17 protein-coding genes and 2 pseudogenes are annotated in these 23156 nt (G+C 34.8%); 12 read left to right on the top strand and 7 right to left on the bottom strand.

Annotated features, from left to right (window positions below; all coding sequences use genetic code 11):
• Window positions 1–10 precede the first annotated feature (10 nt).
• From CAV_RS05920 to CAV_RS09320, 6 genes and pseudogenes are all read left to right on the top strand, one after another.
• Window positions 11–739 (top strand): phosphatidate cytidylyltransferase, encoded by a 729-nt coding sequence (locus CAV_RS05920; protein ID WP_094325605.1) that lies wholly within the window; start codon window positions 11–13, stop codon window positions 737–739.
• Window positions 736–1821, top strand: coding sequence for a 1-deoxy-D-xylulose-5-phosphate reductoisomerase (gene dxr, locus CAV_RS05925; RefSeq protein WP_094325606.1), 1086 nt, complete (start codon window positions 736–738; stop codon window positions 1819–1821). Before CAV_RS05920 ends, dxr begins: the two co-directional genes overlap by 4 nt.
• Window positions 1811–3205: a peptidoglycan D,L-carboxypeptidase Pgp1 gene (gene pgp1 / locus CAV_RS05930; protein ID WP_094325607.1), complete on the top strand. Its 1395-nt coding sequence runs from the start codon at window positions 1811–1813 to the stop codon at window positions 3203–3205. Before dxr ends, pgp1 begins: the two co-directional genes overlap by 11 nt.
• Entirely contained in the window at window positions 3202–4209 is a 1008-nt protein-coding gene (gene tsaD / locus CAV_RS05935; RefSeq protein WP_094325608.1) for a tRNA (adenosine(37)-N6)-threonylcarbamoyltransferase complex transferase subunit TsaD, read from the top strand. Before pgp1 ends, tsaD begins: the two co-directional genes overlap by 4 nt.
• Window positions 4210–4217: 8 nt before the next feature.
• A pseudogene (locus CAV_RS05940) lies at window positions 4218–4590 on the top strand (type II secretion system protein); the annotation flags it as partial.
• Between the two features lie 86 nt (window positions 4591–4676).
• Window positions 4677–4784 (top strand): annotated as a pseudogene (locus tag CAV_RS09320) (prepilin-type cleavage/methylation domain-containing protein); the annotation flags it as partial.
• Here the strand turns inward: CAV_RS09320 and CAV_RS05945 are convergent.
• Window positions 4781–5299: a phospholipid:lipid A palmitoyltransferase gene (locus CAV_RS05945; protein WP_157676338.1), complete on the bottom strand. Its 519-nt coding sequence runs from the start codon at window positions 5297–5299 to the stop codon at window positions 4781–4783. The pseudogene CAV_RS09320 and the gene CAV_RS05945 overlap by 4 nt on opposite strands.
• A 10-nt stretch (window positions 5300–5309) precedes the next feature.
• On the bottom strand, window positions 5310–5816 hold the full coding sequence (gene lolA / locus CAV_RS05950) for a LolA-like outer membrane lipoprotein chaperone (protein ID WP_094325611.1): 507 nt from the start codon (window positions 5814–5816) through the stop codon (window positions 5310–5312).
• Between the two features lie 100 nt (window positions 5817–5916).
• Between lolA and secA the strand changes: the two genes are divergently transcribed.
• Together secA and CAV_RS05960 are read left to right on the top strand one after the other, a co-directional pair.
• Window positions 5917–8511 (top strand): preprotein translocase subunit SecA, encoded by a 2595-nt coding sequence (secA, locus tag CAV_RS05955; RefSeq protein ID WP_094325612.1) that lies wholly within the window; start codon window positions 5917–5919, stop codon window positions 8509–8511.
• The gene (locus tag CAV_RS05960; protein WP_169711638.1) at window positions 8511–9698 is read left to right on the top strand and encodes an ABC transporter permease; all 1188 of its coding nucleotides are present in this window, start codon (window positions 8511–8513) and stop codon (window positions 9696–9698) included. Before secA ends, CAV_RS05960 begins: the two co-directional genes overlap by 1 nt.
• 1 nt (window position 9699) lies before the next feature.
• Here the strand turns inward: CAV_RS05960 and CAV_RS05965 are convergent, their stop codons facing one another.
• The 5 genes from CAV_RS05965 to CAV_RS05985 are packed head-to-tail and all read right to left on the bottom strand — an operon-like array spanning window position 9700 to window position 19526.
• Window positions 9700–11601, bottom strand: a complete 1902-nt coding sequence (locus tag CAV_RS05965) for a motility associated factor glycosyltransferase family protein (RefSeq protein ID WP_094325614.1) — start codon at window positions 11599–11601, stop codon at window positions 9700–9702.
• A 36-nt stretch (window positions 11602–11637) separates the two neighbouring features.
• Entirely contained in the window at window positions 11638–13698 is a 2061-nt protein-coding gene (locus tag CAV_RS05970) for a motility associated factor glycosyltransferase family protein (protein ID WP_094752840.1), read from the bottom strand.
• Window positions 13699–13700: 2 nt separating this feature from the next.
• On the bottom strand, window positions 13701–15461 hold the full coding sequence (locus tag CAV_RS05975; protein ID WP_094325616.1) for a motility associated factor glycosyltransferase family protein: 1761 nt from the start codon (window positions 15459–15461) through the stop codon (window positions 13701–13703).
• A complete protein-coding gene (gene glmS, locus CAV_RS05980; RefSeq protein WP_094325617.1) occupies window positions 15454–17247 on the bottom strand; it encodes a glutamine--fructose-6-phosphate transaminase (isomerizing) in 1794 nt (597 codons plus the stop codon). Before glmS ends, CAV_RS05975 begins: the two co-directional genes overlap by 8 nt.
• Before the next feature lie 2 nt (window positions 17248–17249).
• Entirely contained in the window at window positions 17250–19526 is a 2277-nt protein-coding gene (locus CAV_RS05985; protein WP_094325618.1) for a hypothetical protein, read from the bottom strand.
• Window positions 19527–19626: 100 nt separating this feature from the next.
• Here CAV_RS05985 and mqnE point away from each other — a divergent pair, with 100 nt between their 5' ends.
• Genes mqnE through CAV_RS06005 form a run of 4 tightly spaced genes read left to right on the top strand, consistent with a single transcriptional unit; the run spans window position 19627 to window position 23149 of the window.
• Window positions 19627–20694 carry an aminofutalosine synthase MqnE gene (gene mqnE, locus CAV_RS05990; RefSeq protein ID WP_094325619.1) on the top strand — a complete coding sequence of 356 codons (1068 nt, stop codon included), beginning with the start codon at window positions 19627–19629 and terminating at the stop codon, window positions 20692–20694.
• A complete protein-coding gene (locus tag CAV_RS05995; RefSeq protein WP_094325620.1) occupies window positions 20694–22010 on the top strand; it encodes an NCS2 family permease in 1317 nt (438 codons plus the stop codon). The genes mqnE and CAV_RS05995 overlap by 1 nt, the downstream gene beginning before the upstream one ends.
• Entirely contained in the window at window positions 22011–22451 is a 441-nt protein-coding gene (locus CAV_RS06000) for a phosphoribosyltransferase (RefSeq protein ID WP_094325621.1), read from the top strand. It abuts the gene before it with no gap.
• The gene (locus CAV_RS06005) at window positions 22418–23149 is read left to right on the top strand and encodes an MlaA family lipoprotein (protein WP_245807395.1); all 732 of its coding nucleotides are present in this window, start codon (window positions 22418–22420) and stop codon (window positions 23147–23149) included. Before CAV_RS06000 ends, CAV_RS06005 begins: the two co-directional genes overlap by 34 nt.
• Window positions 23150–23156: the final 7 nt, after the last annotated feature.

The following is a 23156-nucleotide window of genomic DNA, read 5'->3' on the forward strand; positions in this document are numbered from 1 at the left end:
GGAGTTTATTTTGTTTGATATGAAAAGGATAGTAGCTGGTCTTGTAATGGCCGGTGTTGTAATCTTAGTAGCCCTGATAAATGACAAGCTTTTAACCTTTGTTGTTTTAGCAGCCTTGCTATTTTTTGCTTTTAATGAGGCTAAGACTTTGTTTAAGGCAAATGAAGCTAGTGTTATTTTAGCACTTATAGCCTTTGTGATAGCATTTTTTACTACGGAAGTAATAGCCCTTTCCTTGCTGCTTGTAAGCCTAGTTTTTGGATATATAGCTTACAAAAAAGATGAGGATTTTAAGCAAATTTTACCTTACATCTACCCTACAGTGCCTATTTTTGCACTGTGGCATTTGTATGTAAATGAGGGGATGTTTGAGCTTTTTTGGCTGATATTTATAGTAGTTGTTTGCGATAGCTTTGCATACTTTACAGGCAAGATAATAGGCAGCACGCCATTTTCAAAAAGCAGCGCTTCAAAGACTGTTGAGGGCGTGCTTGGCGGGCTAATCTTTGCTAGTATTTTTGGCACGATTTTTGGCTGGTTTGCTTATAGCTTTTTATTTTCTTTGTTTGTGTCCTTTGTGGTGGCTGTTTTTGGCGTTATGGGGGATTTGATAGAAAGTTATTTCAAAAGAAAAGCAAATGTAAAAGATAGCTCAAGTCTCATCCCAGGACACGGCGGCGTTTTAGATAGGATAGATGCTGTCATAATCGCTGCATTAGCTATGGTAGTGCTTGTATGATACTATGCGGAAGCACCGGAAGTATAGGTTTAAACGCTCTTTTTTTAGCAAGAAAATACAAGCTTAAGGTAAGTGCCTTAGCTTGTGGAGAAAACATAAAGCTACTAAATCAACAAATAGCTGAATTTAAGCCCTCTTTCGTCTGCATAAAAAATGAAAAAGATAAGGCTCTTGTGGATTTTGATAGGAGTAGAATTTTTAGCTCTCAAGAGGGGCTGATAAAAATGTTACAAGAATGCAATGATGAGCTTGTGCTAAATGCTATCGTTGGTTTTGCTGGCCTTAGAGTAAGCCTGGAAGCTAAAAGGCTTGGAAAAACACTTGCTTTGGCGAATAAAGAAAGCTTGGTAGTTGCTGGTAAGTTCTTAAAAAATGCCAAGATAAAGGCCATAGATAGCGAACACGCTGCCTTAAATGTCTTGCTTAAAAAGCAAAAAAATATCAAAAAACTTATAATCACAGCAAGCGGAGGAGCCTTTTTTAAACACAAAAGAAAAGATTTAAAAACGGTTAAGGCAAAAGACGCACTAAAGCACCCTAATTGGAGTATGGGGGCTAAAATCACCATAGACAGCGCCACAATGGCAAATAAGCTTTTTGAGCTGATAGAGGCTTATCATCTATATGATTTTGACAAAATCGAAGCTGTTATAGAGCCAAAATCCTTAATACACGCCCTATGCGAGTTTAAAGACGGAGGAGTTAGTCTTTACCTTTCTAAGCCTGATATGAAACTTGCCATTTCACAAGCCATACTTAAAAAAAATGATAAAAATATCATCAAAACACTTGACATTTTGAAGCTTCCTTGTTTAAAATTTCACGAAATTAGTTTAAAAAAATACCCACTTTATGCTTTAAGAAAGGACTTGCTTAAAAATCCTGATTTAGGCGTTATAATAAATGCTGCAAATGAATTTTTCGTGCATAAATTTTTAAAAGGGGACTGCTCGTTTTTAGACATATCAAATGGTGTGTATGAGGCTTTAGAGCGTTTTAACTCACCTGATATTAAAGAAATAGACGAAGTTTTTGAACTAAATACTAAAGTAAAGGAATTTTGTAAAAATTATGTTTTTTAGGCCTTTTATACTTATATTTTTTCTGCTCTCATTTACAGTAGCTTTGGATTTTACCGTCACTGAAAAAGGCGTGAGCTTAGATGATAATAATACTGTTTTGATTTTTGGTGGTATGCAAGGGGATGAGCCTGGCGGCTTTCATGCGGCTTCCTTGTTAATTAGCGATTACAATATAACAAAGGGTAAGATTATAGTCGCACCAAATTTAGCCTTTGATAGCATTATAAAAAGAAGCAGAGGTGCAAACGGGGACTTAAACCGCAAATTTGCAAACCTTAGCCCAAATGATCCTGATTATAAAACAGTACAAAGGATAAAAGAACTCATCTTAAGAGATGAGGTGGGCATGGTGATAAATCTTCACGATGGCTGGGGTTTTTACAGACCAAATTTCATGAATTCTATGAAAAATCCTAAAAGATGGGGCAACTCAAGCGTAATAGATACTCACGAAATAAATGCAAGTAAATACAACCGCCTTGATTTAATTGCGCAAAGTGCTGTTGAGGCTGTGAATTCTTTTTTAGTAGACCCAAAACATAAATATTTTGTAAAAAACACAAGAACAAAAGAATTAGACGATAGCGAAATGCTAAAAGCTCTTACTTATTTTGCCATCTCAAACAACAAAGCAGCCTTTGCAAACGAAGCATCTAAGAATTTGCCTGTGAATTTAAGAGTGTATTATCATTTGCTTGCCATAGAACACTATCTTAACATAGCTGGCATTGAATTTCAAAGATCTTTTGAGCTAAATCCTGAAGCTATTAAAAAGGTGATAAATCAAGAGCTTTACATAAAGCTTTTTGGAGATAAAATTCTTTATATACTAGATAAGCCAAAGCCTAGTATAAACTACGTTCCAACGCCAATTTATGGAACACTTGGCTATGAAACTAGCAATGAAATCACGGCAATAGTTGCTGATAATAATTCCTTTTTTGTTCAGTATGGAAATAATTTTCAAAGCAGGTTATTTCCTGAGTATTTTGAATTCTCCTATGCCTTTGATGAATTTGAAATAATTGTAGATGGAAAAAGCAAAGTAATACCTTTTGCAAGCAAGGTTACTGTTAGTAATGAGTTTATGATTCCTAAGATGAGCGGGGTTCGCGTAAATGTGATAGGCTTTAACCACTCCAAAGATGAAAGCGGGATTGTAATTACAAAAGACAAGATGTTAAGGCAGTATTCCTTAGATGCTGCGGGTAAGTTTTTTAGAGTGGAATTTTATGAGCTAAGATATGCAGATTTACCTCAGCAATTATTTCCAAAAAACAACAGCAAAACCATAGACAAAGCACCTTATATAAGCGACGCACAGTTTAAAGAAGCTCTTAAAAAGGATAAATTTTTAGGCTCTATCTTGGTAGAATTTAAATGAAAGACTGCATTTTAGCCATAGAAAGTTCTTGCGATGATAGTTCTATTGCCATTATGAATAAAGATAGTTTTGAGGTGATTTTTGAAGCAAAACTATCTCAAGAAAAAGAGCATAGCAAATACGGAGGCGTGGTGCCTGAGCTTGCCGCAAGACTTCACACACAGCTTTTGGCTGAAATTTTATCTAAGTGCAAGACACACCTTGATAGATTATGCGCCGTAGCAGTTACAAACGAACCTGGCTTAACAGTATCTTTAATAGCCGGCATAACAATGGCAAAAACACTGGCTTTGAGCATGAATTTACCGCTAATAGCCGTAAATCACCTGCAAGGACACATCTACTCTTTATTTTTAGACAAAGAGGAAAAATTTGACATTGCTATTTTGCTTGTTAGCGGCGGTCATACGATGATTTTACATGTGGATGAAAAGGGTAAAAATGAAATTCTAGCAAGCACGAGTGATGATAGCTTTGGAGAAAGCTTCGATAAGGTTGCTAAGATGATGAATTTATCTTATCCGGGCGGTCCTGTGGTAGAAAGCTTGGCAAAAGAAGCAAGGGAAAAAAAGCTAAATTTTACCGTGCCTTTAAAAAATACCAAGGATTTAAAATACAGCTTTTCTGGACTTAAAAATCAAGTAAGATTAGAGCTTTTAAAACACGAAAATTTAAACAAAGAAATAAAAAGCGAAATCGCCTTTGCCTTTGAAGAAGCGGCCATAGCACATATCATAGATAAATTAGAACTTGTTTTTAAACAAAAGAAATTCAAAAGCTTTGGCGTTGTTGGCGGAGCAAGTGCAAATTTAAAGCTAAGATTAAGGCTTGAAAAACTATGCGAAAAATATGAGTGCAAGTTAAAACTAGCTCCCTTAAAATACTGCAGCGATAATGCTGTGATGATAGCTAGGGCTGCTTGTTCTTTATTTAAAAAATCTAACTTTGTAAGTTTTAAAGATGATATTTTACATAGCAAAAATGTAAATTTTGATTTTGTTTGAGGTGGCGCATGAGAAAGGCTTTTACTGTTTTAGAACTTATATTTGTGATAGTGATTTTAGGAATTTTAGCTGCCATTGCCCTGCCTAGATTTAGCTCTAGCAAAGATGAGGCTGAAATCAGCAAGGCACTTTCTAATCTTAAAACCATGATTAGCGATTTTAACACCTATGCCCTAAAAAATGATGAACTATCTAGCACCGGGGTTATGAGCTCCATTTCTGCCATTGAAAATGTGGATTTAAACAACATAAGCTTAAAAGAGGTGAATTTTAAAGTATCAAATGATGATGAGTGTTTGAAACTAATCTTTATGAACGAAAGCAACATACTAGCCTTTGGCATAGCAAGCAATGATAATGTAAAAAATCTCATACAAAATCTCATAAGACTTCAAAACCAAGCCATAGACAAGGCAAAGGACAAGAGCTTACAAAATCAGGTCTTATCAGCTAGCAACGCCTTGATGAATGCTGATTTTACAAGCACTTCAAGCAATAAAGCCTGCGTTGGATTAAGCAAACACGAAAGTTTCAAAGCCTTAGCAAATAAAACCTACATCCTGCTTGGAAATTAAAATCTAAAGCTTATGTAAGTAAAGGCGACATTGCCGAAATTTTTAAAGCCAGGTATATAAGCACTTTGTATGGATAATCTGTCTAAATTTATACCTATTACCGGCAAAGGAAGCGGAATTGGCACATAATAATACTCATGCCTTTGAACAAAGCCAACGGTGTAGCCAAGTGAGAATTTGATTTTATGGTCATTTAAAAAATAGCTGTGTATATAGCCAAACATGCTTTGCATATGGTAGTTTGAATCCTCAAAAACAACGGCATAAAGTCCGTATTGTTCTTTATCGTTTTGAACGAGCCTTGCATAACCAAGCCCCCAAGGCATTTCATTATATCTGCTTATATGCTCATCATCATAAGCAAGCCTATTATGCCAGGTATTAAGAGGCACGATAATGCCATGAGAGCCGTTGTGATAAATATCTTTAAATTGACCATGAAAATAATCAACTATGTTAAAATCTTTAGCAAAACAAAAAATACAAAGGAAAAAATACAGTAAACTTTTGTGCAAAATACCCCTCTTATCTTACAACATCATAATGCGGCGGAAATTTCGCATTAAAGATGTTAGAATTTAAGGGTATATTTCTTTCTTGATTAAACAAGCTTATAGTAACTACATTATCAAACTCGTCCTTATAAGTCACCGTGTTTACCTCGCCATTTTCTAAACTTATATCATACAAGACACCGTCATACACGGTTTCGTATTTATTTTCAGATTTTTTCTTAGCGTTTTTAAAAATAATGCTTAAATTTGGAATTTTATTAAGCTTGCTAATAATAACTTGCTCCAAATCCTCCTCAACTATCACAACTTCTTTGTTTTTGATATAAATTTGCTTATTAGCAGGGCTTTCATAAGACCAAAAAGCCTCATTAGGAGTTAGATAAAAACTACCTTTATAAGTTATTTTTGAATTCATAGAACTCACAAGCTGCGTAAATTCACTTTTAAAAGTCTTAAACTGAGTTTCAAAAGCAAAAAGTGGAAAAAAAGCTAGAAAAAAAAGTAAAAAAATCCTCATTTACTCTCCTAAAAAAGATGTGCTATTGTAACTAAGTTTATTTAAGTTTAAATAAACAAAAGCTACAATTTATGTTTTAAAATTTCAAGGGGACATGTTTATGCTAAAGATAATCAAAAGTATTTTTGGAACCAAAAACGATAGAGAAATCAAAAAATATTTTAAAAGAGTAAATGAGATAAATTTTTTAGAAAGCAAGTACGAAAAACTAAGTGATGAGGAGCTAAAAAGCGAATTCGCAAAACTACAAGATAAGGTTTTAAACAAACATTTATCACTTGATAATGCCTTAGTGGATGTTTTTGCCATAGTTAGAGAGGTTAGCAAAAGAGTTTTAAATATGCGTCATTTTGATGTGCAGTTAATCGGCGGCATGGTGCTGCACGAGGGCAAAATAGCAGAGATGAAAACGGGCGAGGGAAAGACCTTGGTGGCTTCTTTGGCCGTCGTTTTAAATGCCATGAGCAAAAAAGGTGTGCATGTCGTAACTGTAAATGATTACCTAGCTAAAAGAGATGCCGAGCAAATGGGCGAAATTTATAAATTTTTAGGCTTTAGCGTTGGGGTAATTTTATCAAATTTGCATGATGATGAAAGCAAGAAAATAGCTTATAACAGCGACATAACCTACGGAACAAACAATGAATTTGGCTTTGATTATTTAAGAGATAATATGAAATACTCTTTGGCTGAACAGGTGCAAAGAGAGCATAATTTTGTAATCGTTGATGAGGTCGATAGTATTTTAATCGACGAGGCTAGAACGCCGCTTATTATCAGTGGTCCAACTAGCAGAACCTTAGATGGCTACATCAAGGCAAATGAAGTAGCAAAGAAAATGCAAAAAGGCGAAGCTGCTACTATGCCAAATGAAAAGGCAAGTGGGGATTTTGTTGTGGATGAGAAAAACCGCACGATTTTGCTTACTGAGGCTGGAATTTCAAAGGCTGAAAAGCTTTTTGGAGTTGAAAATTTATACAGCCTGGATAATGCCATTTTAGCACACCAGCTAGATCAAGCCCTAAAGGCTCATAATCTCTTTGAAAAAGACGTGCATTATGTGCTAAGGGAAAATCAAGTTGTAATAGTTGATGAATTTACAGGTAGACTTAGCGAGGGTAGACGTTTTAGCGAGGGACTTCACCAAGCCTTAGAGGCAAAGGAAGGGGTTAAAATTCAAGAAGAAAGCCAAACCCTAGCTGACATAACCTTTCAAAATTATTTTAGGATGTATGACAAACTAGCCGGCATGACAGGAACCGCTCAAACCGAAGCAACCGAGTTTTCACAAATTTACAGCCTTGATGTTATTTCCATACCTACAAATTTGCCTGTAAAAAGAATTGACAAAAACGACTTAATCTACAAAACACAGGATGAGAAATTTAAAGCAGTAATTGCTGATATAAAAGAGGCGAACAAAAAGGGGCAACCTGTATTAATAGGTACTGCGAGCATAGAAAGAAGCGAGGTTTTTCACTCAATGCTGGTTAAAGAACGTATCGCTCATCATGTGCTAAATGCTAAAAACCACGAGCAAGAAGCCTTAATTATAGCTGATGCGGGCAAAAAAGGAGCCGTGACCATAGCTACAAATATGGCAGGGCGTGGGGTTGATATAAAGATAGATGATGAGGTAAGAAGCCTTGGCGGGCTTTATATCATAGGCACTGAAAGGCACGAAAGTAGGAGAATTGATAATCAATTAAGAGGCCGTGCAGGTAGGCAGGGTGATCCTGGCATGAGTAGATTTTATCTAAGCTTAGAAGATAATTTGCTTAGAATTTTTGGTGGGGATAGGATTAAAAGCATTATGAATAGGCTAGGCATTGCTGAGGGCGAAAGCATAGAATCAAGCATAGTCACAAGGGCTGTTGAAAATGCGCAAAAAAAGGTTGAAAGCATGCATTTTGAGAGCAGAAAACACCTGCTTGAGTATGATGATGTGGCAAATGAGCAAAGAAAAACTATATATAAATACAGAAACGAACTTTTGGATGAGGACTTTAACATAAGGGCTAAAATTTCACAAAACATAGGCGAGTATGTGAGCTCTTTGCCAAATGATCAAAGCATTATAAAAGATGATTTAGACATAGATATAGAGGCTTTAAAAATCAAAATAGCCACTGATTTCAACCTTGAACTTAAAGAAAATTTAGAAAACCTAAGCACGGATGAGCTTATGGATAAATTGGATTCTTTTCTCAACAAAAGCTATGATGAAAAAATGTCCGTTTTAGACGAGCTCGATAGAAAAAAGGTTGAGAGAATTTTTTATCTGCAAGTGCTTGACAACGCTTATAGAGAGCATTTGTATCAAATGGACATCCTAAAAACAGGAATTTCGCTAAGAGGTTATAATCAAAAAGACCCTCTAGTGGAGTATAAAAAAGAAAGTTATAATTTATTTTTAGAGCTTGTAGAAAGGATAAAATTTGAAAGCATAAAGCTACTTTTTAGCTTAAAAATCAACGAAAAAGATAGCAAGAATTTCGAAGAAAGAGCGAGCGAAAAAAACGATGAGCTTTTACAAAATTCTAAGCAATCAAACGGACAAGAAGAAACAGCTAGAGAAACTGTTTCAAGCTCTTCAAAAAAGATACCTAGAAATTCACCTTGTCCTTGCGGCTCAGGTAAAAAATACAAAGAATGCTGCGGCAAGAGTGGCCCAAAAAGAGGAATTTTAGCTTAATGTGGAGATATTTACTTTTCAAATATCTAAGGTTTGATAAGACGCAACCATTCATCATGCTTTCGATGATACTTGCCTTTTTGGGAGTCTGCGTTGGGCTTTGCGTTTTGCTTGTGGCTATGGCTATAATGAACGGCTTTTCAAAGGATTTTAAAGAAAGATTTTTTGTTATGAACTATCCTTTGACCATAGTTTCTAAATTTACGCAAGTTGATGATGAGCTGGTAAATGAGCTAAAGAATTCTTTTCCAACTTTAAATTTTAGTCCTTATATAAGCACGCAGGTTATCGCAAGAGGTGAGAATAAATTTGAGGGTGGAATTTTATTTGGAATAAATTCAAAAGATGAAAAAAAGATTAACAAAATCGTAGCCGATGCTTTGAAAGATAATGAACTAAAAGATTACGACATCTTAATAGGCTCTGCCTTGTTTAAAGAATTTAGACTAAATACAAATGATAAATTAAGCATTATTTTTTCAAATTTAAGCCCAAATGCCCTTGCCTTGATACCGCAAAGCAAGAGATTTGATGTTAAATTTAATTTCACCTCAGGCCTATCTTTTTATGATAAGGCTTATATGTATGCTGATGTAGGTGCGCTTAGAAAGCTTTTAAATGTAAGAGATGGACTTTATCACGGCATACATGTATATTCAAGCGATGCGCAAAAAGACCTAAACACCTTGCAAAGCTTTCTAGGCGAGGGCTTTTTAGTCTTTGGCTGGTGGGAGGATAATGCAAATTTATTTTCAGCCTTAGAGCTAGAAAAAACGGCTTTGTTTATAGTTTTAATGCTCATAATCTTAGTTGCTAGCTTAAATATAGTAAGCTCTTTGCTTATGATAGTTATGAATAGACGCAGCGAAATCGCCCTACTTCTAGCACTTGGCGCTTCAAAAAAAGAGATTAAAACAAGCTTTTTTACTTTGGGCTGCCTTGTTGGCTTTGGCGGTATGATAGCTGGCATTATCCTTGCCTTTTTTGCTATGTGGATTTTGGGAAATTTCAACATCATAGAGCTTCCAGCTGATGTTTATGGTTCTAGCAAATTACCGCTTGACTTATCAGCCCTAGACTTCATCTATACAGTAATTGGTGCTACTGCGATAGTAGCACTTAGCTCTTACTACCCGGCTAAAAAAGCAACCCAAGTTGATGTGCTTGAAACCTTAAGGAATGAGTAGCTTAAAGCACATTCCTTTTTTCTAAAAGCTCTCTTAAAGGCACTATAGAGTTTTTAAAGATTGAGTTTGATAGTAAAGAAAAATTATACACATCATCAATCCAAGACTCATGAGCGTAAATCCAAGCTAACATCTTATTTTGCTTATCTGAATCATTTTGTATGTTTTGCAGATAAAGAGGTGCTAAAGAGCTTTCATAGTGATGAAGCGATGGTCCTAAAACCTCAGCTAAGTAAGCATACCTCTTGCTGCCTAACCTTGTTTTTATCTTGTCTAAATTCTCATAAACAGTTTGTAAGCTTACTTTTGGAACTTGTGCGTGAATGATTTGTGCCATTTGATTAGAAACCTTGCGACACTCTTTTAAAAGCGTCTCGGTGCGTTTTTGAAAGCTTTTTATATCCTTATAAGCCTTTAAAAGTAAGTCATTTTGTTCTTGCCTACTATAAGGCTTTACCTTAGGAAAAGGCTTTTTAATATCCTTGCTTAAAAGCTCCTCACAGCACTCTTTAAAAGGTTTTTCTATGCAGTTTTCTATCCTAGCACCACCCTCAGTGGCATTGTAGATATTTACATTTTTAAGAGGTCCGCTAAACATAAATTCAAAAATCTGCTTAAAAAGCCACCAAATTTGAGTAGTCTCAACAGTTCCAATCCCTCCATAAGCCTTTACTGTTTGCTTTGGAATTCTACCAATTTCCTCTTTTGCTTTTTTTGTGCCTCTAGGATAAGCCTTAGAATGCGTCAAGCCGTCCTTTGCGAATGCCAAATCCTGTCCTATTAAGATGATATTTTTATGCTCTAAGTAATTTGCAAGTTGCACAGCCATATGCGATACAGTCATACCAGTAAGTGGATTATACCCCTTTATGTTTAAAGCGCTTGCAATAGGCAAAGACCTTGGTGTTAGCATATAATTTCTTTTATTTCTTTCTAGGTATTTTATAGTATTTGGGTGAGTTAGGGCTAAAAGCACAAATAAAATATCCTTATCAAAATCTCCAAAATCATTGTCAAAGAATTCAGAAGTAGCAGCAACCCTTTCTAAACTCAAGACATAATCAGGCTTAATGCCCTCCTTTGCAAGTATAGGATAGGAAGCATCAAGGCAAAAAATACTTGCCCTTTTATGGTATTTTTTAAGCAGTTTTAGCTGTTTATCAAGACTTGGTCCTGTTGCTACTATGATAGCTGTTTCAGCCTTATTTTTCCTCTTTTTGATAAGCTCTTGCATACTTGGACGCGTTATCATATTTGGTATATGTCTTACAAACTGCTCTATGCCTTGCAAGGCGTCTCTTGTGTCGTTGCCTTTCTTTAAATTTGTAGCTACTATAGATTTGTGATTTATGGAATTTATTTTTAAAATGTCCTTTTTGTATTTATCATAATAATCACAGTTAAGCTCCAAGTGATACGAGCGGTTAAGCAAGTGTATCTCGCTTAGGTTGAAAATGCTTTCTGAACGTTGCTCATCAAAAAGAGAGGAAAGAAAAACAACAAGCCTTGACCTTAGCAAGTCCTGAGAAAAGTCAATTATACAAAAGGCTATAAATATAAGCTCTATTTCCTTTTCAAAGACTATGATTCTTTTGTGGTTAGTATTTTGCAAAAGCGCCTTGTATAAAACACCATTTCCCATACCATAAAAAAACAAGCTAGGATACCTTGCCCTTTCCTTTTCTATGCTATCAAGCTTTTCTTTCATCTCTTCTAAAGGATTTTTATAAAATCTCTCCTTGCTCTTAAGCTCTGTGATGTTTAAATTCAGTGGCTCATAAAGGTCAAAAAATGGCTCAAATTTTTTGCTTTGCTTAATGCGTTTAAGTTTTTTAACCAAGGGCTGAAAAGCCGGTGCTTTCATAGCACTTAAATTCTTATCAAGCAACTGTGTTTTTTTCATAATACATTTTCTCCTTTGATGGTGATGGTGTGCGTATCAAGAAACTTCAATACCCCCCCCCCCGTTGATGTGGAAACGTTGTAAATATTTTCCTTTGATTTGTGCGATGCTATCAACATAACTAAAAGCCCCCCCCCGTTTTTTAATTTTCTCTATCCTATCTTTTATACGATGCATTCTTACTTCATAGCCTCTAGCTATTAGCTCTTGCTTTAAGGGCTTTACATTTTCATCTAAAGCCTCTCTTTGAGCCTTAAAAATACCTCTCATATAGTCAAAAAACAAAATCATTTCTTTTAACATCACAAAATTTTTCTCATCTTCCTCTTCCTTGCTATTGGTAGTTAAAACAGCCATTCGGGTGAAATTTAGGTTAAATTGCACTATTAGAGGTTGCATTATTTCTTGAGTGGAGGCGTATTGATTAGTGATTAGAAGTTCTTTTTCTAGCTTATTAAGCTTGGCTAAATCCTCACTTATTTCAGCCCTACTTGCGTGTATGTCCTTTTCATAAGCCTTTATTTTCTTAAGCATAGGCTCTACATTTTTATATAAAATCTCCTCCTCATAAGAGCAGTGTGCCATAGAAAGCAACACTTTGTAGTAAGATTTTAGCATTCGCTCATCTTGCTTTGCCTTACTTGTTTGATTTATAATCCTTGCAAAAGGCTTAGCCAAATTTTCATCTAGCATTTGTTTGCACTCACTAAAGGGCTTTTCTATGCAGTGTTCTATCCTTGCACCGCCCTGCGTGGCATTGTAGATATTAATACTGTGATTAAAATGCATAAAACTTTGCTCTAAAACCTCTTTAAAATACTGCCAAAACATATGAGTTTGCACCTCACCCTCGCCACCATAAGCAGTAACTGCGAACTTAGTATACATATCATCTTCGAATTTCTCTCCATGCTGATAATTCACAGTATGAGAAGAGCCATCATCTGCATAAGCTAAGTCTTGTCCTATGATAATAACATTTTTATAACCTAAGACATGTGCCATTAAAAAGGAAAAATGCGACACAGAAGGAGCTAGATTTAAAAGACCGTAAGCACTCAAGTTAAGATATAGGGCAAACTGTGATACCTTTGGTATTAGCACGATTTGCTTATTTCTGTTTTTAAGATAAGAAATGGCATTTGGATGAACCAAGGCTGCTAGAACGAAAACTGTATCATCATCTTTTGAACCAAAATCGTGCTTAAAAAACTCAGCTGTAAAGTCAGTTCTTTCAACCATACAAACATAATCAGGCACAATGTCATTTTGCATAAGTATAGGATAAGCAGAATCCGCACAAAATATAGTTGAGTTTTTAGCGTATTCTTTAAGAAGTGGTAATTGCTTGTGTAAAGAGGGTCCAGTTGCTACTATGATAGCTGTTTTACCTAAATTTCTTCTTTGCTCTAAGACATCTTTAAAGCAAGGGTTGCTAATCATATCTTTTAGATTGTAAGTAAGCTGTGATACACCTTGTAAGCTATCTAGCGGGTCATTTCCGTATAAAAATGTGGTTTTTTTAATGGCAGAAATTATCTTTTTATTAAGCTCTATAATATCTTGTGAGAATTTATCATAATAATCGCAAGCTAAGTCAAGAAAATACACCCTACTATACCTAAAAAATACCCCCTGAGCCTCGTAAAGAAATTGCAAGGTTTTGTATATATTTTTTTTGCTATGTATGATAAGAAGTCTATTTGAGGAAAGCTCATCTGAAAAATCTATGTAGTGAAAGCAAAGATAGATAAGCTCTAACTCGTGTTCAAAAACTGCTATGTGGAGCAAATTTTTATTTTGCAATAAAGCCTTGTATAAAATTCCATTTGCAAAACCGTAAAATAAAAAGCATTTGTAATGCTTGTATTTATCATTGTAAAGATTGATTTTTGCTTGAATTTCAGCTAGGGTGTTATTAAAAAGCTTTTTATTATCCCTTAAATCAAGAAAATTTATATCCAAAGAATCAGAACCAAAAATGCTCTTATAAAGCCTAACTTCCTTTATCTTTGCTAACTCATCTTTTAAAAGAGGGTTGTTTAAAGCTTTTAAATTTTTCCTAAATAAATCCTTTTGTTGCTTAGTAAATTTCATCTCTATCCTTCAATATATCGCTTAAGCAAGGCATTTTGCTTAGATAAGAGCTCTGCAAGTTCTGCGAAAAAAAGCAGAGCCTCTTTTTTGCACTCTAATTTTAAATCAAATACTTTTAGCTTTGTAATCTTGCTTGCATAAGCAAAATAACTTGGCATAAAAAGTTCGTTAAAACAGTCACTTTGTCTAAACTTAAGCATTAAAAGTTCCAAATTCTCAAAATCCTCATCATTTATCTTTGAAATAATGCTTAAAAAGTGCTTTGAGGAGGTGTAAATTTTTTTCATCCTTTTTTTTGTTTGTTTTTTAAGGCTTGAAATTTTAAGACTATCGTTTTTAAAAAGAAAGAATCTTTTATCTAAATCCTCGCTTAAAAGCTCCTCACAGCATTCTTTAAAAGGCTTTTCTATACAAGCTTTTATCCTCGCACCGCCCTGCGTAGCATTAAAAACCTTTATATTAAGCTTAGAACTGACTAAACTTGCATCTTTTTGCAAGCTTTGCCTAAAAAGTGTCCAAACCAAAGAACTTTGCACCACACCAAGCCCACCGTAAGCCTCGCACTTGTATAAATTCTCATCTCTTTCATAATCATTTTTGTGCAAGCTTTTATACATATAATCCTCGCTGTGTGAGCTTTTATCCTGTGCATAAGCTAAATCCTGGCCTATTAAAATGATGTTTTCAAATCTTAAAGAAGCAGCTAACTCAAAAGCCATATTTGCCACGCTTAAACCATCAGCCAAATAACCATACTCATCAAGTTTTAGGCTAGAATGAAAGTGCAAGGGCCTTAAAACAAGCATAAAATCTCTTTTGGCCTCCTTTAGATACTTAACAGTATTTGGATGAGTTAAAGCAGAAACCACAAAAACAGTATTTTCATCAAATTCTTTATAATCATTATTAAAAAATTCGGCACTTTCTTTAACCCTTTCTAAGGATAAAACAATATCTGGCTTAATGCCATGCTTGTGTAGTATCTTGTAAGAAGAATCAAGGCAAAAGATAATGGCCTTTTTATGATAGCTCTTAAGCAAGGGAAGCTGCTTATCTAAAGAAGGGCCTGTTGCCACTATGATAGCTGTTTTAAATCTAAATTTATTATCCTTTAAAAAGTTTTTAAAGACAAAATTTTCAAGCATAGTATCTAAATTTGCTAAGCTATTTTCTATGCCTACATAACCATCATCTGCACTTGTGCCATAGTAAAAAACTGAATTTTTTAAAAGATTTGTAAGTTTGAAATTTAAGCTCTTAATTTTATCAGCAAAAAAATTCATATAAAAATCACTATGCACATGAAGCTCGTAAAGCTCGTAAGCAAGAATAATATCTTCTATCTTTAAAAGCTCATACAAGGAATTTTCATCCGTACTTAAAAGTATGAGTTTTTTTTGTATTAATTGCTTGCTAAAGTCAAAAAGACTTAAACAAAGCTTTATAAGCTCTAAATTATCCTCAAAAACCACCAAATGCTTTAATCTGTCATTTTCAAGCAAAAGCTTATAAAGCATAGAATTTCCAAGCCCGTAAAAATACAGCACAGGATAGGAACTAAAATTTTGCTTAAAAAAAGAAGCTCTGTTTAAAAGATCTTCCTTTGGATTTTCGTATAAAGCTATGTCATTAAGGATGAAATTTAAGCCCTTTTCATCCTTAATGCTGCTGATATTTTTTATCTCAAGTTCTTGCAAAATATCTACAAGCGGCGAATTTATCCGCCTTAAAGCTTGTAAGTTTTGCAAGAAGATATTATTCAACAGTGACACTTTTTGCTAAATTTCGTGGCATATCCACATCGTTTCCAAGTCTTATTGAAATTTCCATTGCTAGAAGCTGTATGATTATCATCATTTCAAAAAATTCACACATAAAATGCTCTTGCTCGCTAGTTTTTATAAAGTCATCTCCAAGCTCAAATTCAAGCGGAGAAAGACATAAAACCGTGGAATCTCTAGCGATTAGCTCCTCTACATTTGACTTAGTTTTATCATACAAACAAAGCTTAGGCATCAAAGCTATAGTGTAAAGTTTACTGTCTGCTAAGGCGATAGGGCCGTGCTTCATCTCTCCTGCTGGATAACCCTCAGCGTGCAAGTAAGAAAGCTCTTTAAGCTTTAAAGCACCCTCTAAGGCAAGAGGATAAAAAACATCTCTGCCTATAAAGAAAAAGCCGTGTCCGTCTAGATATCTCTTTGATAGTCTGTGAATTTTATCGTGAAGCTTTTGAGAAACCAAGCTTACATTCGGGCTGTGCCTTAATGCCTTAAGTTCCAAGCTCATATCAAAGCCCTTTTTTTGAGCCATAAAAATAGCTAAAAGCCACAAGCTTAAAACCTGCGTAGCAAAGGCCTTGGTAGAGGCAACGCCCTTTTCTATCCCTGCTCTTGTTAAAATGCTAATGTCTGCTAAGCGAACTATGCTTGAGTTATCGACATTGCAAATCGCTAAGGTCTTTGCCCCATTTTGCTTAGCTATCTTTAAAGCCTCCAAAGTATCGGCTGTTTCACCGCTTTGAGATATGACTATAAAAAGTGTATTAGGCTTTAAAATCGCTTCTTTGTACCTAAATTCACTAGCAATCTCAACAGTACTCTTAATCTTAGCAAGTCTTGCGAAAAGATAGGATGAAACTAAGGCCGCATGGTAGCTAGTGCCGCAAGCACAAAGACTTATCTCATCTATATCAGCAAGGCTTTCTTTGCTAAGCTCGTCAAAAACGACCTCTTCTCCATCAATCCTACCCATTAAAACCTCGCTCATCACCCTACTTTGCTCGTAAATTTCTTTTTCCATAAAAAATCTAAAGCCGTCTTTTTGAGCGTAGGCCTTGTCATTTGTGAGCTTAACAAAGGAATTTGCCTTTAATTTATCATTTTCATAAATCACAAGCTCGCCCTTGCTAACATAGCCATAACTTAAATCCTCAAGGTAAATAACCTCGGTGCTATGGCCTATTAGCGGTGCGTCACTTGAACTTAAGTAAAATTCATCCTTATCTTTAGCCACTATAAGAGGTGCGGCGTTTTTAGCGAAAAATATTTTATTTGGATCTTTTTTAGAAATTAACAAGGTAGCAAAAGCACCTTTTAGCTTGGAAACTAAGGTTTTAAAGGCTTCAAAAGCATCCAAATTTTTTGCATAATACTCAAAAAGCTGAACTATAACCTCCGTATCAGTTTGCGACACAAAGCTAACCCCTTCTTTTTCTAAAAACTCTTTTAACTCCTTGTAATTTTCAATAATGCCGTTGTGTATAACGCAAGAATACTGCCCTAAATGCGGGTGAGCGTTTATCTCAGTAGGCTTGCCATGGGTTGCCCATCTTGTGTGGCCTATGCAAAGACCAAAACCATCACTGCTAAAAGCTGAGCATTTATTTGCCAAATTTTCAAGCTTTCCTACAGCTTTAAAAAAGCTTAATTCTCCATCTTTTAAAACTGCAAGCCCAGCACTGTCATAACCTCTGTACTCTAACTCCTTAAGTCCTTCTAGGACGAATTGTTTTTTTTCTTTGTTGCCTATGTAGCCTACTATTCCGCACATTTTCACTCCATTGTTAAAGAATTTATTAGCTCTTGTTTAAAGTCTAAAAGCTTATCTGTTTTTTCAAAGATAAAGGTATTTCTAGTCCTTTGCCTTACAGTTTGTATCTTTGCTGCACTAAGTTTTAAGTTAAATTTAGCAAAAACACTCATCACAAAAGCCATCAAGCCCTTGCTGTCTTTGGTATTTAAACTCAACTTAACATAGTTTTTAGAATACTCTGGCACGAATTTTAACTCATCTTTTTTAATCATCGGTTTTTTAACTTCGTTTTTACCTATATTTAAAGCCCTTTTTTCTAAAATTTTGTAAAGTTTTTGTATATCCTCATCGCTTAAAACATCGCTATATTCAAACCTTAAGTAAATTTTATCATCAAAAAGTTCGTAAAAATTCATGGAAAGCAAATTTAAATTTGCAAGCAAAAACAAGATGTTTTCAACCCTAAAATCACTCTTGGCAAAGAGTTCCACAACCAAGTTTTTTTCGTTGTTTAAGATAATTTTGTATGAGTTTTCATCAGCCATAACAGAAACAAAAATAATCTTTTCAAAGCTATTTTTTATAAAAAATAAATTTGATTTTATATGGCATATCTTATTTTGCATGCTGCTACTTAGGGCTAGAAAATCTTTGTTTCTTTTTAAAATTTGCTCTTTTTTAAGCCGTCTGGTGCTTTCATCTAAGAAACTTTCATCCAAAAAGGCGTTTAAAGAATTTTCTAAAAGTTTATTTAAAGAATTTAAAAAAAAGCTATCAGCATAGTTTAAAGCCTTGGCACTTAGCTTTGTTAAAAGATACAAAAGTCTTAAATCCTCTTGCTTTTTAAACCTCGAAATAAGAGAAAAAATAACAGTTTCATTATCTATATCTTCTTTAAAAACTATATCTTTCATAAGATGAAAATTCTTGCAAAAGAGCAAGGCTTTATCTATGTGGCTTGGCTTGAAATTTAACTTACTAGCATAGGCTCTATAAATATTGGCTAAAGAAAGCTCGTTATCCTCTTTTAAAAAAGCTAGCAAAATGCTTAATTTTAGCAACGCAAACTCATCTTGGCTAAGATTAAATTCATTAAAATCCTTATAATTCTCCTCAACTTCTTTCACACAAAGCAAAGCATTGTCACAAGTGCTATACTCATGCTCATAATCCATCAAAAATCTAAGAGCAAAAAAAGGCTTTAAACAGTGCTTCATCTGCTTAGAATCAAGCAAAAGCCTTAAAAGATGAAAGCTATGTTCTTTGCATAAAATTTGTTTAAAAATATCTAAGTCAAAATTAGCAAAATCAAGCCTACTTAAATGCAAAACAAACTCGGGCCTAAAACAGTCATCTAAATTTAGGCATTTTTGCAAAAAGCTATTGCAGTTTATATCTTTTAATAAAAGCTCGTCCTTATTTTTCAGTATATTTAAAAGACACAGGCCGATAAAATGCCTACAAGCAAGGCTTTTTCTAAGTAAAATTTCATAAGAATGTAAATTTTTCTTATCTTTTATGAACATCAATTTCGCGATATTTTGCGTATCATTTAGCAAAAACATATCCGTATCTTTGCTTAAATTCAAATTCATAGCAGCCTGCAAAGATAGTAAAAAATCGCTACTTAAGCGAATTTTAGACAGCTCATCCTCGCTAAACATAGCCTTAAGCTCGTCTTTAAAAAGTATGAAAAGCTCGTCCAACTTTTTTATATCATTTAGGCCGCCAAAGTCTTTTTTGATATTAAATTCTTGCTTTAAAAATGAAAGCTTACATTCTGTATTTTTGCGAATTTCATCTAAAAAAGCACTCTTTTTTTCCAAAAATGACAGCCTAAACTCATCTTTTACGCTCTTAAATAGCTGCTTAGAACCACACAAAAAACGCGTGTTTATAATGTTTAATGTCTTATTTTGTATGGCGCTAAGCTCGTATATATCGTAAAATACCTTACAGCCGATATCTTCTAAAAGCCTTATGCTAGCTTTTATGATTTGCCTTAAATTATAAGCTTTTAAATCCTTATAAACAAAGAGCAAATCAAGCCCTTGATGAACTGTGAGCTTGTTTGAAGCGTAAAGTTTTGTAGCAAAGATACAAATTGGCACCGAGCTTGGCAAAAAATCCTCAAAAAAGTCTTTTAAAACAAGCTCATAACTTTCTTTAACAAAAAAATCCATCTCCTTGGAATAATACAAAGCAAAGGAACCCTGCTTGGCAAAATGCTTGTGGCAGCATTTTTGCGTATCTGTGAATTTTTGTTTTAATGTATTTACCGTGCTTATATCCAACAAGAAAAATCCTAAAAAATAAAAATAATTATAACAAATTTTAAATTCTTGTTGGTTTAAAAAAAATTGCTAAAATGCCTCCATTTTAAGCTCGGAGTTTGATATGAAAAGCCTTTTACAAGCTTTGGAAAATGAAGAAAGAATTAAAGAAGAAGATTGCTACAAACTGTACGATTTAGACCTTTTTACGCTAGCTAAATACGCACACAAAAAAAGACAAAATTTACACGGAAAAAAGGTGTATTTTAATGTAAACAGACACATAAATCCCACAAATATCTGCGCTGATACTTGCAAATTTTGCGCCTTTTCAGCTCATAGAAAAAATCCTAATCCCTACTTCATGAGCCACGATGAGATAATGCAAGTAGTTGATGAAACCGTAAAAAACGATACTAAAGAAATTCACATAGTTTCAGCACATAATAAAGACAGGTCTTGGCAGTGGTATTTAGAAATTTTTAAACTCATAAAAGATAAGTATCCGCACCTACACATAAAGGCTATGACAGCTGCTGAGATAGACTTTTTATACCGCCGTTTTAAGCTAAACTATGAAGAAACCATAGAAAAGATGATAGAGTATGGCGTTGATTCCATGCCAGGAGGCGGAGCTGAAATCTTTGATGAGGAAATTAGAGCTAAAATTTGTAAGGGCAAGGTAAGCAGCGAAAATTGGCTAAAAATTCATAAACTTTGGCATCAAAAAGGCAGACAAAGTAACGCTACTATGCTTTTTGGACACATAGAAAAAAAAGAACACAGAATAGACCATATGCTAAGACTTAGACGCTTGCAAGATGAGACAAAGGGTTTTAATGCCTTTATACCGCTTGTTTGGCAAAAGGATAATAGCTTTTTAGAGGTCGAGCAAAGCTTGCAAAGTGAGGAAATTTTAAAAACCATAGCCATTGCAAGATTAGTTCTTGATAATATCAAAAACATAAAGGCTTATTGGGCTACCATGGGCATAAATTTAGCTATGGTGGCACAGGAATTTGGAGCAAATGATTTAGACGGAACCATAGAAAAAGAAAGCATACAAAGTGCGGGCGGGGCAAAAAGCGCTAGAGGAATGAAGCTAAAAACCTTTATCGACATGATAAAAACATCAAATTTAATCCCTATCGAGCGGGATTCTTTATATAATGAATTAAAAAGTTATGCCTAATGCTTATATTTGACTTAAAAGGACACAAAACAACTGTTAAAACCGAGCTTGTAGCTGGCTTTACTACATTTTTAACTATGATTTACATCCTGCCTGTAAATTCGCACATCTTAAGTGGTGCAAACATGCCTGTTGAAGCCTTGGTCTGTGCCACCGCATTAATCACAGCTTTTTCTTGTATCTTGTGCGGACTTTTTGCCAACACACCTATAGCAATCAGCGTCGCAATGGGTATGAATGTGTATTTTGCCTACACAGTTTGCATAGCTTATAACATAGCTTGGCAGGTGGCCTTAGGAGCAGTGTTTTTATCTAGTCTTTTATTTCTTTTGTTATCTTTTACCAAATTTAGAATGTGGATAATAAATGGAATTCCAAAGGATTTAAGACTAGCTTTGTGTGCTGGTATCGGGCTTTTCATAAGCTTTATAGGGCTTTCACAAATGGGAGTGATTGTCAAAAACGAAGCTACTATAGTTGGCATTGGAAATTTTAGCGATGTTAATGTTTTGTTTTCACTTTTTTCGCTGGGCTTAATCTTGCTTTTTTACTGCCTAAACATCAAAGCAGCCTTTATCTTGGGAGTTTTGCTTTCTGCTTGTATAGCTTGGATTTTTAATATAGGAGGCGCGGCTTTGCCTCAGTCTATCGTATCCTTGCCAAATTTCAGCCAAGATAATGGGCTTGGGGCTATCTTTATGCAACTAGACATAAAATCAGCCCTTGAGCTTAGCATTTTGCCTATAATCCTAACCTTTTTTGCCATACAACTTTTTGATAGTGTTGGAACTGTAACCGGCCTTGCACAAAGAAGCAAAATTTTTGAGGATAAAAAAATATCTGAAAAAAAGCTTGGCAGAACACTGATAGCTGATGCGGCCGCTTCTACTTGTGCCGGAGTTGTTGGAACCTCTCCTGTTGTAACCTACATAGAAAGCGCATCGGGCATAGAAAGTGGAGGCAAAACAGGTCTTTGTGCCGTTGTAGTTGGGCTTTGCTTTTTGTTATCCTTGTTCTTTTTGCCGCTTTTTAAGGCCATACCTAGTGCTTGTATTTATCCTGTGCTTGTTATGGTTGGTATACTCATGTTTAGCGAGGTAAGACACATAAATTTCGACGATAAAGCAGTTTGCATAGCTAGCTTTTTCATGATTTTTATGATGCCACTTAGTTATTCTATAACAACCGGCTTTGCCTTTGGCTTTTTAGCCTATGTTTTAGCTTGTGTATTTACAAGGCAAAAAATAAGTCTTTTTTTATTTAGTCTAAGCCTTATATCACTTGCTATTTTTATCTTAGAAAATGTAAGGTTTTAGATGTATTATTATACTTATGATGAATTTGCAAAAGATTTTAAAGATTTAGCCAAAAATATAGACGCTTCTTTCAAAGCAGACGCTATCTTAGCTGTGGCAAGGGGCGGAATGTCCTTAGCTCACTGCCTCGCCTTAGCGCTTAATAACCGCCAAGTTTTTGTCTTAAATTCTATACATTACGACGACACCACAAAGCTTGATACTGTTGAAATTTTTAATGTGCCTGATTTAAGCAACTTTAAAACAGTTTTAATAGTCGATGACATAATAGATAGCGGCGAAAGCATGAAAGAAATAAAAAGACTTTTGCAGTCTAAATTTCCACACATCATCTTTAAGGTGGCTACTGTTTTTAAAAGAAAGCATTCTATTTTTAGTCCCGATTTTGTGGTAAGAGATATAGATGAGTGGGTTGTTTTTCATTGGGACATCAAGCTTTAATTTTAAAAAGTATTGCAAAAATACTTTTACTTTTAACACTTAGCTTTTCCTTTACTCTTTGTGATGAATTTGAGGATTTTGAGCTTGAATTTCAAAAAAAAGAAGTGTATGACCCGCTAAAATCCTACAACGAAGCCATGACTAAATTTAACATAGCTTTTTATAGTTATGTAATTAGACCTGTTTCTAAGAGCTATGCCTTTGTGGTACCTGAAAGTGCTAGGAATGGCTTAAGAAATTTCTTTTCAAATTTGGCCATGCCTCTTAGATTTAGCGGAAATTTACTGCAGTTTAAATTTAAAGAAAGCGGCGTGGAATTGCTGAGATTTACAGTAAATACCTTTTTTGGTTTTTTTGGTTTTAATGACACAGCAAGTGCCTCTGGCATAGCAAAATACGACTCTGATTTTGGCGTAGCCTTGGCTCATTGGGGTATTGGCGGGGGCTTTCACTTTGTATTGCCCATTTTAGGACCTAGCAACCTAAGAGACACCCTTTCCTTGCCTGTGAATTGGTATTTAAATCCGACCGGATACTTAGAACCTTTTTGGTTAAGTCTTAGTGTAAATTCTTTTGCTATAATGAACACAATGTCGCTTGAAAGTGACACTATAGATGAAATTTATTTTAATACGCCTAATGTCTATCCTTTCTTAAGAGACGCTTACGAAGCCCGTAGGATAGAGCTTAGCAAATAAGGAGTTT

It is taken from the genome of Campylobacter avium LMG 24591, assembly GCF_002238335.1.
GTDB classification, from domain to species: Bacteria; Campylobacterota; Campylobacteria; order Campylobacterales; family Campylobacteraceae; genus Campylobacter_D; species Campylobacter_D avium.

Excerpts from the sequence above, each read along its gene's own strand:
- tsaD (WP_094325608.1), top strand. The coding sequence starts at position 3,202 with ATGAAAGACTGCATTTTAGCCATAGAAAGTTCTTGCGATGATAGTTCT.
- CAV_RS06000 (WP_094325621.1), top strand. The coding sequence starts at position 22,011 with ATGTATTATTATACTTATGATGAATTTGCAAAAGATTTTAAAGATTTA.
- glmS (WP_094325617.1), bottom strand. The coding sequence starts at position 17,247 with ATGTGCGGAATAGTAGGCTACATAGGCAACAAAGAAAAAAAACAATTC.
- mqnE (WP_094325619.1), top strand. The coding sequence starts at position 19,627 with ATGAAAAGCCTTTTACAAGCTTTGGAAAATGAAGAAAGAATTAAAGAA.
- secA (WP_094325612.1), top strand. The coding sequence starts at position 5,917 with ATGCTAAAGATAATCAAAAGTATTTTTGGAACCAAAAACGATAGAGAA.
- CAV_RS05960 (WP_169711638.1), top strand. The coding sequence starts at position 8,511 with ATGTGGAGATATTTACTTTTCAAATATCTAAGGTTTGATAAGACGCAA.
- lolA (WP_094325611.1), bottom strand. The coding sequence starts at position 5,816 with ATGAGGATTTTTTTACTTTTTTTTCTAGCTTTTTTTCCACTTTTTGCT.
- CAV_RS05965 (WP_094325614.1), bottom strand. The coding sequence starts at position 11,601 with ATGAAAAAAACACAGTTGCTTGATAAGAATTTAAGTGCTATGAAAGCA.
- pgp1 (WP_094325607.1), top strand. The coding sequence starts at position 1,811 with ATGTTTTTTAGGCCTTTTATACTTATATTTTTTCTGCTCTCATTTACA.
- CAV_RS05995 (WP_094325620.1), top strand. The coding sequence starts at position 20,694 with ATGCTTATATTTGACTTAAAAGGACACAAAACAACTGTTAAAACCGAG.
- CAV_RS05970 (WP_094752840.1), bottom strand. The coding sequence starts at position 13,698 with ATGAAATTTACTAAGCAACAAAAGGATTTATTTAGGAAAAATTTAAAA.
- dxr (WP_094325606.1), top strand. The coding sequence starts at position 736 with ATGATACTATGCGGAAGCACCGGAAGTATAGGTTTAAACGCTCTTTTT.